This is a genomic window from Hymenobacter antarcticus, from assembly GCF_039539545.1.
Taxonomy (GTDB): Bacteria; Bacteroidota; Bacteroidia; order Cytophagales; family Hymenobacteraceae; genus Hymenobacter; species Hymenobacter antarcticus.
The window spans coordinates 68714-81096 of the sequence record NZ_BAABDI010000022.1 but is presented as its reverse complement, the minus strand read 5'-3'; the positions used below and the strand labels follow the sequence as shown (position 1 = coordinate 81096).

Annotated in this window: 10 protein-coding genes; 4 read left to right on the top strand and 6 right to left on the bottom strand. The window is 61.8% G+C overall.

Going from position 1 to position 12383, the window contains the following annotated elements:
• Window positions 1–72: 72 nt before the first annotated feature.
• A complete protein-coding gene (locus tag ABD819_RS15190) occupies window positions 73–696 on the bottom strand; it encodes a thioredoxin family protein (protein ID WP_345125680.1) in 624 nt (207 codons plus the stop codon).
• Window positions 697–905: 209 nt separating this feature from the next.
• Complete coding sequence (locus ABD819_RS15185) at window positions 906–1313, bottom strand: lipocalin-like domain-containing protein (RefSeq protein WP_345125679.1); 408 nt, start codon at window positions 1311–1313, stop codon at window positions 906–908.
• Between the two features lie 134 nt (window positions 1314–1447).
• On the opposite strand from ABD819_RS15185, the gene polX reads away from it, so the two are divergent.
• The gene (polX, locus tag ABD819_RS15180) at window positions 1448–3196 is read left to right on the top strand and encodes a DNA polymerase/3'-5' exonuclease PolX (protein WP_345125678.1); all 1749 of its coding nucleotides are present in this window, start codon (window positions 1448–1450) and stop codon (window positions 3194–3196) included.
• Between the two features lie 126 nt (window positions 3197–3322).
• Window positions 3323–4387, top strand: a complete 1065-nt coding sequence (locus ABD819_RS15175; RefSeq protein ID WP_345125677.1) for a glycosyltransferase family 9 protein — start codon at window positions 3323–3325, stop codon at window positions 4385–4387.
• A 186-nt stretch (window positions 4388–4573) separates the two neighbouring features.
• Here ABD819_RS15175 and serS read toward each other — a convergent pair whose 3' ends face one another.
• Entirely contained in the window at window positions 4574–5848 is a 1275-nt protein-coding gene (gene serS / locus ABD819_RS15170; RefSeq protein ID WP_345125675.1) for a serine--tRNA ligase, read from the bottom strand.
• 404 nt (window positions 5849–6252) lie between these two features.
• On the opposite strand from serS, the gene rho reads away from it, so the two are divergent.
• The gene (gene rho, locus ABD819_RS15165) at window positions 6253–8520 is read left to right on the top strand and encodes a transcription termination factor Rho (RefSeq protein ID WP_345125674.1); all 2268 of its coding nucleotides are present in this window, start codon (window positions 6253–6255) and stop codon (window positions 8518–8520) included.
• Between the two features lie 445 nt (window positions 8521–8965).
• On the top strand, window positions 8966–9634 hold the full coding sequence (locus tag ABD819_RS15160) for a DsbA family protein (protein WP_345125673.1): 669 nt from the start codon (window positions 8966–8968) through the stop codon (window positions 9632–9634).
• A 34-nt stretch (window positions 9635–9668) separates the two neighbouring features.
• Here ABD819_RS15160 and ABD819_RS15155 read toward each other — a convergent pair whose 3' ends face one another.
• The 3 genes from ABD819_RS15155 to ABD819_RS15145 all read right to left on the bottom strand — a co-directional run bounded on the left by ABD819_RS15155 (window position 9669) and on the right by ABD819_RS15145 (window position 12294).
• On the bottom strand, window positions 9669–10289 hold the full coding sequence (locus ABD819_RS15155; protein ID WP_345125672.1) for a hypothetical protein: 621 nt from the start codon (window positions 10287–10289) through the stop codon (window positions 9669–9671).
• 82 nt (window positions 10290–10371) lie between these two features.
• Window positions 10372–11244 (bottom strand): UbiA family prenyltransferase, encoded by an 873-nt coding sequence (locus ABD819_RS15150; protein ID WP_345125670.1) that lies wholly within the window; start codon window positions 11242–11244, stop codon window positions 10372–10374.
• 255 nt (window positions 11245–11499) lie between these two features.
• The gene (locus ABD819_RS15145; RefSeq protein WP_345125669.1) at window positions 11500–12294 is read right to left on the bottom strand and encodes a class I SAM-dependent methyltransferase; all 795 of its coding nucleotides are present in this window, start codon (window positions 12292–12294) and stop codon (window positions 11500–11502) included.
• Window positions 12295–12383 lie beyond the last annotated feature (89 nt).

Genomic DNA, 12383 nt, shown 5'->3' with positions numbered 1-12383 from the left:
GCTGTAAAAGGGTCGTAGTTTTGGCGATGAGGCACTGCTTCACGGGGCGCGATGGACTTTGGAGTGTAGGAACTACAAAGGTCGGAACGCCCCGTTTTTATGCCCCAATTTTAGTAGGGTAGAGTGGGCCAGCACCTTGCCATCGGGAGCAATGAGGACGGCCAGCGGGAAGTCGCCTTCGCGGTTGAGCTGGGCGGCGGCGGCCTCGTTCAGCTTCAGCTGCGCGGCGCTGGGCTGGTTCTTTTTCTGACGCGGGAAGTCGAAGTGAGCCAGTACCAGCTTGTCTTTGGCGTAAGCCGCGAATTCGGGCTGGGCAAATACTTCCCGCTCATACATGACGCAGGGCTTGCACCAGTCCGAGCCCGAAAAAACCGCCAGGATGGGCCTGTTGGTGGCTTTAGCCTGCGTCTGAGCCGCGCCCAGGTCGGCAACCCAGCCGGCAGCGGCTTCGACTGTTGTGGCGGCGGGGGCTGCTATTGCCACCGACGTAACCACCTGCGGGGCCGAGGCGATGGGGGCCACCGCTACTTCCTTGGTTTTGCTCACCGTGTTGCCGGCCGCATCTGCAGTCCTGGTCTTGACCTTGTTGTTTTTGGCCTTGATGGTTGTTTGCTGGGCCAGCACCGGGCCGGCGCTAAGCAGGGCAAAGCCCAGCACGAAGGTCCGCACGGAGCCGATGGAAGTTGCAAAAGGCATGGGAGAGGAGGGCAATGAAAGATGGGAGCCCCGATAACGAAGCTGCGGGACGACTCGTTCTTTGCGCAGGCCCGGCGCAGACTATTTCAGCCAACCGAAGCGCCCGGCAAAGCTTCGGCCGCTACCTGAAAATGCGGTGAACGAGCTGTCGTCTTTGCGGGGGCTTCCAGCAAAGTTCTTCCCATCAATGCCAACCGCTCCACCCAACCCTAGGGCAGCCGCCGCAGCTTCAGTACCTGCTTTTCGAGGGAGATGATTTCCAGCGTGTAATCGGGTTCCGTGCCTTCGGTGAGGTGGATGCGCAGGCGGGTATCGCCGTCGGCGGTCCAGGTACCGGCGCGGCCGGCCAGGCCATCGGTGGGCGCTATGTCGAACTGCTCGAACCGGCCGAACGGCTTGAACGCGAAGCCAGTACGACCCCGTGAGGGCGGAAACTTGTAGGTGTTGGGGCGATACACGAGCGTGTCGCCGCTGTTCTCTTCCCGCGAAACCAGCCAGGTCCCTTCCAGCTGCTTGAGAGCCGGAGCAGCCGTTTTGTTGGAGGAGTCATTGGGCTTGCACGTTGCGGCCAGCAGCAACAGGGAAAGCGGCAGCAGCCGGGCAATGGAATGCAACATAAACAGGGGTTTCTGCGAAATAATCAAAGCGGAAAGGTAAGGTAAATCAGGGCGGTAGGCGGGTGATGGGTGTCGTTCGGGCCGTCAAAAGCACCTCGATACGCTACATTCGTTGCCACAAAACCCTATTCCCCGTGGATAATCGCGCCCTGACCCGTGCCTTCAAGCTGACCGCCCAGCTGATGGAGCTGCACGACGAAAATCCGTTCAAAATCCGCGCCATCGAAGGCACGGCCAGCGCCCTTGAGGCCCTGAGCTTTCAGGTAGCCGAGGTGGAGCGCGCCGGCCTGCCCGACCGCACCGGCCTGAGCAAAACCGCCGCCGCCAAAGTAGCCGAGCTGCTCGATACCGGCACGTTCTCGGACCTGCAGCGCCTCCTGGAGATAACGCCGCCCGGCGTGGTCGAAATGCTCAGCATCAAAGGCATTGGCCCAAAAAAAATCCGCAGTCTGTGGCGCGAGCTGGGCATCGAAACCACGGAGCAGCTGCGCGAAGCCGCCGAAACCGACCAGGTCAGCAAGCTCAAAGGCTTCGGCAAAAAGACCCAGGACAGCATCCTGGAAGCCCTGGAGTTTGCCGGCCAAAGCAAGGGCAAGCTGCTCTATCCCCAAGCCGAGAAATTGGCCGATGACCTGGCCCGGCACCTGCGCGAAGCCCTGAAAACCGAGCAGGTGGCCGTAGCCGGCGAAATTCGCCGCCGCCTCGAAACCGTGGAAACCGTGTGCCTGGTCGCGGCCACCGAAAAGCCCGGGAAGGCCCATCAGCTGCTCAACAGCATGGCCGGGCTCACGGCCGACCCGCGTCGCTCGGGGCCCTTTGCCTGGCGCGGTACGGCTACCGAATCGGGCGTGCAGGTGGAGGTACTGCTGGTGGCTCCCGGGGATTTTACGACCGAGGTTTTCCTGAATTCCGCCGCCGAAGCGCACCTAAGCGAACCACTCACTCCGTCACTCAATCACTCATTCACCTTGCGTCAGCTGGCGCGGCGCGAGAAATTTCAGCAGGAAGCGGCTTTGTACGAGAAAGCCGGCCTGCAATTCATCGTGCCGGAGCTGCGCGAAGGGCTGGGCGAAATTGCCCTCGCCGCCGAACGCAAGCTGCCCCACCTGCTCGAAGACGGCGACCTGCGCGGCTCCCTGCACAACCACAGCACGTATTCGGACGGCAACCACAGCCTGCGCGACATGGCTACCTGGCTGCGCGACCACCATTACCAATACCTCGGCATCTGCGACCATAGCCAGGCTGCCCACTACGCCAACGGCCTGAGTGTGGAGCGCGTGCGCCAGCAGCACCAGGAAATCGATGCGCTGAATGCCGAGCTGGCCCCGTTCCGCATCTTCAAGGGCATCGAGAGCGACATTCTCGGCGACGGCTCCCTGGACTATCCGTCCGAGGTGCTGGCGAGTTTCGATTTTATCGTTGCCTCGGTGCATTCCAACCTGAAGATGGACGAGGCCAAGGCCACCAACCGCCTGCTACGGGCTATCGAAAACCCCTACACCACCATGCTGGGGCACCCCACCGGCCGCCTGCTGCTGCGCCGTCAGGGCTACCCCATCAACTACAAAGCCGTGATTGACGCCTGCGCTCAGCACAACGTCATCATCGAAATCAACGCAAACCCCTGGCGGCTCGACCTGGACTGGCGCTGGGTGCGCTATGCCCTCGACCAGGGTGTGCCGCTCAGCATCAACCCCGATGCCCACCACACCAACGGCTACGAAGACATGCGCTACGGCGTGCTCATGGGCCGCAAGGGTCACCTGACCAAGGAGATGACGTTCAACGCCAGGTCGGTGGAGGAAGTAGCTGCGTATTTCGACGCCCGCAAGGCGAAGATTACGCCGCCGCTGGAATTTAAGAAGTCGTTGTTTGAGTAGCCAGAACGTGTACCACGAAATTCCATTTCGTCACGAGCGCAGCGAGTTCTGCATCGGGATGGTCGTCGTTCTATTTTCCATTACTCGCTCCGCTCGTGGCGAAATGAAATTTCGCGGTACACGTTCATGAAAATCCTGGTTCTTCGCTTTTCCTCCATTGGCGACATCGTCCTGACTACGCCCGTGGTGCGGGCGCTGGCGCAGCAGGTGCCGGGCGCGGAAATCCATTTCGCCACAAAGCCCGGCTACCGCGGCCTGCTGGAGCCCAACCCGTACATCACCAGGGTACATTGCCTGACCGGCAGCCTGGGCGAGCTGGTGCAGGCGCTGAAAGCCGAGCGGTTCGACTACGTCATCGACCTGCACAACAACCTGCGCACCCGCCTCATCAAGCTGCAGTTGGGCGTGAAATCCAGCAGCTTCGACAAGCTGAACTGGCAGAAATGGCTGCTGGTCAACTTCAAGATTGACCGGATGCCGCGCGTGCACATCGTGCAGCGCTACCTGGCCGCCGCCGCGCCGCTGGGCGTGAAAGACGACGGCCGGGGCCTCGATTATTTCATCCCGGCCGGGCAGGAAGTTGACCTTGCTACGCTACCCGCGCCATTCCAGCGCGGCTACGTGGCCATCGCCATCGGCGCGCAGCACGCTACCAAACGCCTGCCCGTCGATAAGCTCATTGAGCTGTGTGCCAAGCTGGCCCCGCGCCCAATTGTGCTGCTCGGCGGCCCCGAGGATGAAAGCATCGGTCACATCATCGAAGAAGCCTTTGCGACGCGGACTGCCGCTGCCCAGCCCACCGCTGCCGTGCCCGACAGCCCGTATTATTTCCCCAAAAACTCACCCATTCACCCAGTCACTCAGCCACTCATTGTCAACGGCTGCGGGCAGTATTCGCTGCACCAATCGGCCTCGCTGCTACGGCAGGCCGATTTTGTGGTGAGCCACGACACCGGCCTGATGCACATTGCCGCCGCCTTCGGCAAGGAGATTTTCAGTGTGTGGGGCAACACCGTGCCGGCCTTCGGCATGTACCCGTATAAAACGGAGTTCAAAGTGCTCGAAGTGACGGGCCTAAGCTGCCGGCCCTGCTCCAAAATTGGGTTCGATAAGTGCCCGCAAGGTCATTTCAAGTGCATGCGCGAGCAGAATTTGAACCTGGAGTTGCCTCCGGCCCGCGACGGCCGTTGAGCATTATCATTGCGAGCGCAGCGCGGTAATCCGTCCTGTTCCCCGCGACCAACCCTAAAATGCGACAAGCCCCGGTACTGTGCAGTACCAAGGCTTGTCGTTTTAGAAAATATCTGATTTTGGCAGGAAGGATTAGCTACGCTGACCTCCGGTTGCCCCGGCCTCCGGCCTCGCAATGACGGGCGCTTACCCAATCTTGCTGAACCCGCAGTAGCTGTGCAGCGCCGCCGGCAGTTCAATGCCTTCGCTCGTCTGGTTGTTTTCCAGCAGCGCGGCCACGATGCGGGGCAGCGCCAGCGCCGAGCCGTTCAGGGTGTGCAGCAATTGGGTTTTGCCGCCCTCCACTTTGTAGCGGCACTTGAGGCGGTTGGCCTGGAAGGTTTCAAAGTTCGACACCGACGACACTTCGAGCCAGCGGCCCTGGGCGGCGCTCCACACCTCAAAATCGTAGGTGAGGGCGGACGTAAAGCTCATGTCGCCGCCGCACAGGCGCAGAATGCGGTAGGGGAGTTCCAGCTTTTGCAGGAGTCCTTCGACGTGCGCCAGCATGATTTCGAGGGCCGCGTAGGAGTTTTCGGGCTGGGTGATTTGCACGATTTCAATTTTATCGAACTGGTGCAGGCGGTTGAGGCCCCGCACGTCGGCACCCCAGGAGCCAGCCTCGCGGCGGAAGCAGGGCGTGTGACCGGTGATGCGCACCGGCAGTTTCTCCACCGGAATAATCTCGTCGCGGTAAATATTGGTCAGCGGCACTTCGGCCGTGGGGATGAGGTAGAGGTCGTCCTTGGCGTCGTGGTACATCTGGCCGTCCTTGTCGGGCAGGTTGCCGGTGCCGTAGCCGCTGGCCTCGTTCACCAGAATCGGGGGCTGCATTTCGGTGTAGCCCGCCGCCCGCGCTTCATCCAAAAAGAAGTTGATGAGCGCCCGCTGGAGCCGCGCTCCCTGGCCTTTGTACACCGGAAAGCCCGCGCCGGTAATCTTGTTGCCCAGCTCAAAATCGATGATGTCGTACTTCTTAATGAGGTCCCAGTGCGGCTGGGCCTCGGGGCCGAGCTCGGGCTTGGTGCCGTGCTCGCGGATGGTTTCGTTGTCGGCGGCGTGGCGGCCTTCGGGCACGCTGGCGTGGGGCAGGTTGGGCAGCTTATACAGGAGCTGCTGCTGCTCTTTTTCCACTTGAGCCAGCTCGGTGGCGGCGGCTTGCGTGTGCTGCTTCAGCTCAACGGTGCGGGCCTTGAGGGGTTCGGCCCCGGTTTTGTCCCCGGCTTTCATCAGGCCGCCGATTTGGCGGGCCAGCTCGTTGGCTTCGGCCTGGGCGGCATCGTGGCTGGTTTGCAGGGCGCGGCGGCGCTGGTCGAGGCCGAGAATGGCGGCTACGTCGGCCGGGCCGGTGGCGTAGCCTTTTTTGGCGAGGCCGGCCAGCACAAAGTCAGTCTGGTCGCGGAGAACGGAAAGTTGCAGCATAAGGGCGAATTGGAATGCGGGCAAAGGTCGCAAGGAAAACGGAGAGGCCGTTTCTTTCGGCCGCGCCTTCCCAAAGAAGTTGCCGCCGGCCCGCACCCGATTTGGCAGTTCGCTCGTAATGCGCTAACATTGCGGGAGCAACCGGCCGCCGTGGCTGGACCAGCGGGCCGTAGCGCCTGCTTTTCGGTCCGTCTTTTGCTGAATCGCCCACGGCCCGCTCTGCCCCCAATTTCCTGCCTATTTAGTGCGCGCCGCGAGCTGCTTTTCTCAGCCCGCGTAGTCTGCCAACGCTGTGAATGCGGTACAACCGCTTCCGTGCCGTAGCTGGCGTTTCGAGCCCGCCACGCGCCCCACCGGGCCACCCGCTCCCGCTTTCCGCCGATGTTTCCCCCTTTATTCAATTTATGCACACCATTAACGAGTTAAAGGACCGACTGCTGTCTGACCTGAAAGAAATTGCCGAGCAACTTAATGTGGGCAACTTCAAGCGTCTCAGCAAGCAGGACCTGATTTATAAGATTCTCGACCATCAGGCCCTGACTCCAGGCGCTGGCGAAGCCCCGACCCAGGGCGCATCCACTGTTGCGGCGGCCATCGCTACCCCAGCTGCTGCCGTAGCCACTGCTCCTGCCGCCGCCCCGCGCGGCACTGCCCGCGCCGCTGCCCCCCGCCGGCCCGCCCCCAGCACCGCCGAGCAGCCCTTTTCCGACGTGGCCCCACCCGTAGCCAAGGCCCCGGCCAGCCGCCCGCCCCGCGAACCCCGCCGCGAAGCTGCCGCTCCCGCCGTTGCCGAAGCTCCAGTGGTAGCCGAAGCCCCCACCGTAGAAATATTGGATTCCATCGAGGGCCTGGCCCTGGTAGCTCCCAACGAAGCCACTGGTGCCACCCTCGCCCAAGCTGTGGAGCCATCAGATAGCACCTCAACCGAGGATTCAGCCGCTTCCGACGCGGGCTCTACTGACCAGACCCCCAACAATCAGCGCCCCGAACGCCCCCGCCGCGAGCGGGTCGACCGCGCCGGCCGCCCCATCACCGAGCAGCGCGCCGCCGAGATGGCCGCCGAAAAAGTCGCTAATGAAGCTGCCGCTGCTGCTGCACCCGCCGAAGCCGGAGCCGAAAACCGCGACGCCAACGGCCGCCGCGACTCAGGTGCCAACGGCTTTGGCGACCGCCGCGAAAACCGCGCCGACCGCTTCGAGCGCGACAACCGCGAGGGCCGCGACAATCGGGAAGGCCGCGAAAACCGCGACCAGCGCCCGCCCCGCCAGGAGCAGCAGCGCCAGGAGCAGCAGCCCCGCAACGACCAGTCGCCCCGCAACGACCAGCCGCGTAACGACCAGCCGCGTAACGACCAGCCCCGCAACAACCAGGACCGCGACAATAACCGTAACCAGACCCGTGAGGAGCGTTACGCCCAGCGCGACCTGCAACGCCAGCAGCGCCAGCAAAACCCCGACGGCTCGCCCCGCACCGACCAGCCCCAGGGCCAGAATCAGGGCCAGAATCAGACCCAAAACCAAAACCAGCAGCAGCAGCGTCCCGCCCGCCAGGACCTCGACCTGGTGGTACCCGGCGGCGGCACGTTCGAGCTGATGCCCGACGGCGGCTACGGCTTCCTGCGCTCGCCCTACTACAACTACCTCACCTCGCCCGACGACATTTACGTGTCGCCGCAGCAGGTGAAGCAGTTCGCCATGAAGCCCGGCGACACGGTGGTAGCCACTATCCGGCCGCCGCGCGAGGGCGAAAAATACTTCGCCCTGGTGGGCGTGGACAGCATGAACGGCCGCACCGTGGAGGAAGTCCGCGACCGGGTGCCGTTCAGCCACCTCACCCCGCTCTTCGCCGACCAGCGCATGAAGCTGAGCACCAAGCCCAGCCAAATCAGCACCCGCGTGCTCGATTTGTTTGCGCCCATCGGCAAGGGCCAGCGCGGCCTCATCGTGGCCCAGCCCAAAACGGGTAAAACGGTACTGCTCCAGGAAATAGCCAACGCCATTTCCGAGAACCATCCCGAGGTGTACCTGATGATTCTGCTCATCGACGAGCGGCCCGAGGAAGTGACTGACATGGCCCGCACCGTGAAGGCCGAAGTGCTCAGCTCGACCTTCGACGAAACGGCCGACCGCCACGTAAAAATCGCCGAAATGGCCCTCGACAAGGCCCGTCGCCTCGTGGAATGTGGCCACGATGTGGTGATTCTGCTCGACTCCATCACCCGCCTGGCGCGGGCTTACAACACGGTGCAGCCCAGCTCGTCGCGCATCCTCTCGGGTGGTATCGACGCGGGCGCGCTGCAAAAGCCCAAGCGCTTCTTCGGCGCGGCCCGCAATATAGAAGGCGGCGGCTCGCTCACCATCGTGGCCACGGCCCTCATTGAAACCGGCTCCAAGATGGACGAGGTTATTTTTGAGGAATTCAAAGGCACCGGCAACATGGAATTGCAGCTGGACCGCAAGCTGGCCAACAAGCGCGTGTTCCCGGCCATCGACATTCCGGCTTCCGGCACCCGCCGCGAAGACCTGCTGATGAGCAAAGACGAGCTAAACCGCGTGTGGGTGCTCCGCAAGTTCATGTCGGACATGACGGCCACCGAGGCCATGGAATTCCTCAAGGACCGCATCAAAGGCACCAAGGACAACGAAGAATTCCTGCTGGCCATGAACGGCTAAACCATTTGTTGAAACTGATTTAGCAAAAAAAGGCGGACCTGCGAGGGCCCGTCTTTTTTTGTGGCAATCGGTCAATGGTGGCTTTCTGACGCCGCAAACCTGGCGCAATTGCCCGTTAACCGGTAGAAAAGGCTGGTTGGATAAGTCAATTCAATCAGAAGCGCCATTATTTGAATTGTACACTTTTTTGGGAGACCCCGGTTTCGGTAAATTGCTAACGCAAAAAGCCCACTGCACTTCTGCAATGGGCTTTTGATAGGAATATTTATAGTCGACAAGAATAGGTGAACGTATAAAAATTGTTCACTTTAATATCGTTAGATAGCACTAGTCAAACCCGGGGCTGCAAGAATAAATTCACTGCTAACCGAAAAAAACTTCTGCTGGCCATGGGAGTGGTCAGGCTACTCAATAGGGGCTATTTTTGGGCAAAATATTATTGCTCATGGACCCCAACTCGCCCGCCGCTTTGCCCGAACTTCTCTACATCCATGACCCGCTGTGTGGCTGGTGCTACGGCATGAGCCCGGTTATCAATCGGGTGCAGGTCGAATTTGCCGGCCGCCTCGACGTGTCGGTGCTGTGTGGCGGCATGGCTGTGGGCGCACGGGCCACCCCCATTGCCGAGGGCTGGGGCTACATCAAAAATGCGCTGGGCGATGTGGAACGGGCCGCGGGCGTACAATTTGGCGCAGCTTTTAAGGCGCTGGCTGAAGTTGGCACTTATCTGTATGACTCAGAGCCGCCAAGCCGCGCCATTGTCGCTTTCCGCCAGCTGACGCAGGACCCGGCCCGCGCCGTGGCCTTCGCCCACGCCGTGCAGACGGCTCTGTTTCGCGATGGGCTGGACTTGAACGATGCCCCCACCTATGCCACGCTGCTGGCTCCATTCGGCGTCGAATTTGCCGAGTTTCAGCGGCAGTGGGCCGCGCCCGAAACGGCCCGCGCTACCCAGCAGGAGTTTGCCGCCGTGGTTCGCATTGGCGTGCAGGGCTTTCCGACCGCAGTGCTACGAATCGGCGAGCAGGGCTACGTGCTGGCCCGGGGCTACCAGCCCTACGAGCAGCTGCGCGCCGGGCTGGAGCAGCTATTGCGCGAGGAAGCCGGCCGCTGATTTTTTAATGGTTGGGTTGCCTAAAAAAACCGGCTTATTGCATCCGCACAGTCTGCTTTTTGAGCGGCGACCAGGCAATTTGGCGGCGGTCTTCCTTGCCCTTCAGGTAGTCGAAGCGGATGGCATCGGGGCGCTGGCGCAGGTCGTTCCAGGTGGTACGGTCGAGGTTTTCTATGCCATCCGGAAACGTGGCTTTGGGACCAACGGCCGGCGTGTGGAACTGCGAAGGCAGGAAAAACCGGTCGATGCGGCGCAGCATGAAGGTTTCGCGCTCGGCGCGGGTGGCGGTGGGGCCTTTCATCTCATATACCAGGGCGGCTTCGAGGTCGGGCTCGGTTAGCATTTCGCGGAAAATGACCTGGCCGCTGGGGTCGGTGATGGTGAATTCGCCTACGCCTTCCAGGATGGACGGGCCGCGAAAGACCAGCCGGAACACATCAGCCGGGCCTTTCGGCTGGCTGAAATTATGCGTTTGGCGCGCTACCCGCAGCGTGTCGCTGAGGGCCGAAACGGCTTTGGTGCTCGCGGTATCGGGGGGCGGCAGGGCCGTGGTGTTGCGGTCGGCCATGCGGGAAACCGTCCCTTCGTTCACGGCCGATGGCGTGGAATTGCAGGCCGCCAGCAGCGGCAATAAGGTGAGCCAGGCAACGCGCATGAGATAGGGAGTTAGGTAAGCTAGGTGCTGAATACGTGCCCGATGGCCCCGTAGGTTGGTGCCATGCGCTGGCAGGGTTTTCTTAGCGCCACAGCAGCATTACAATGAAAGCCGCGCTCAGGCATAGCGAGGATACCTGGTTCATGCGCATGGTGTGCTCGAAATCGGCGGCGGTTTCATCGTGCCACACCAGCCAGGCCCAGCGGCCAAACAGCGCCACCACCGGCCCGGTAGCCACCAGAAAAATCAGTAGTGGTCGGATTTCCTGGCGTAGCCAATAGGCCAGGCCCAGTGCCGCCGCGCCGGCCAGCAAGCCCACCGCCGCAAAAATGAACGTGCCCCGGATACCCAGCCGCAGGCTCAGGGTCCGGTCGCCGCGCCGGGCATCTTCCTCGTGCTGATATACTTGCGTGAGCGGATAAGAGCCGCACAAAAACAACGTGCTCACCAGCGCCAGCAGCAGGTTGGATTTCTCGAAAAGCTGCGCCGTGGTAGCGCCCACGCCTACCTGCGTCATCAGCAGCGTGAACGCGCCCTGGAAAACGACGACCACCAGCGTGCTCAGCAGCGGGTATTTCTTGAGACGAATGCCCTCGTAGCTGTAGGCTTTGGAAATGAGCAGATATACCACTACCAGCGCCGCAAACGGCAGTGAAAGCAGCGCCGCGCCCGCCACGGCCAGCGCATCAAACGCCCACACGAGGTGCAGCAGCTCCGGGGTGACTTTGGGCGGCGTTTTCAGGCCGCCGATGCTGCCTTCGTCCTTGTCGTAGTAGGAGTTGTAGCCATTGGAAGCCGGGTAGGCCAGCAGGTGCAGCACCACGAACACGCCCAGGGCCCGCCACCCGCTCCACGGCCCGCGCAGGGCACTCAGCCCAAACCAGAACACGGGCATGAGGTAGATGGAAAACGGGATGCGCAGCAGCGGCAGCGCTTTTTTGTAAGCAGTTAACAATTAACAGTGAGCAGTTAGCAATTGAAGATGGGCAAAGGTGTCGAAAAACGCAGGATTATGAATGGCAACGCTAACTGATGAGTAGGTCGGGTAAATTACTTTGCAATAAAAAAGAACGTCATGCTGAGCGCAGTCGAAGCATCTCTACCGCTTTATCAGGGCCGTTCAGCGAAGCGGTAGAGATGCTTCGACGGGCTCAGCATGACGTGCTGATAAATCAAACTAATTCCCACGACCTACTTAACTGGTAATTGTTCACTGATTTTGGGTCGGCCAGCCCACCAAATAAGTCACTTTTGGGCCCCACCAATGCCGCTTTTTTCCCGCCTGCCATACGAACTGGCCCGTTGGGTCGGCCGCCCGGGCCAGGGCCAGCAGCTCGGTGGTCGAGTACATGCGCAACAGCGACACCGCCCCATCCCAAATCGTGCAGAGGGGAATAACGGGAAGTAAGTAGGTAAATACCAGACGGCTGAGCCGAAAGGGCCGAAAAAACGGCGTGAGCAGCAGCTGCGCCACCGGCAGCACCGTAATGGCCAGCAGCAGCTCGGCCCAGTGCTTGCCCGCGCCCTCAAACACGCCGATGCCAGTACCGGCCCGCACGGCATCGCGTAGCATGGCCGTGGCTGCATCGGGCGGGAAGTGGTGGAAGGCTGAGAAAATAGTGCGGAAGCCGGTCAGGTGGGCCGGAACGGCCAAGGCATTGACCGCGGCCGGCTCGTAGCCAATGGCCCCGTGGGTGCGGTGGGCAATGTCGGCCCAGGCGGCGGGCTGGGGGTATAAGTCGGTGAGGGTGATGGTGGTATCGGCCTGGCCGTGCGCGCGCAGGGCGGCCAGCACGGTTTCGGTACCGCCGCCGGCCCCGGCCCCCAGCTCCAGCAGCTGGGTTTGGTGGGTGCGGGCGAGGCCCTCGGCCAATAGCGGCGCAATGGGCCGGTAGGTGCCCAGCGCCGAAATCATGAACCGCAGGTAGTCCATCATTCCGGCCCGGATGACGGGCGGAAACCAAGGTAAATCTTCAAACTCAAACAGACGGAGACGGACGCGCATGGCCCAACAATACGCACAAACGGCGGGCCAGGCCGATAGCATCGGTCCCAACCCGCCGGGTGGCGGCATATTTTTGGCTGCGCCCGCAG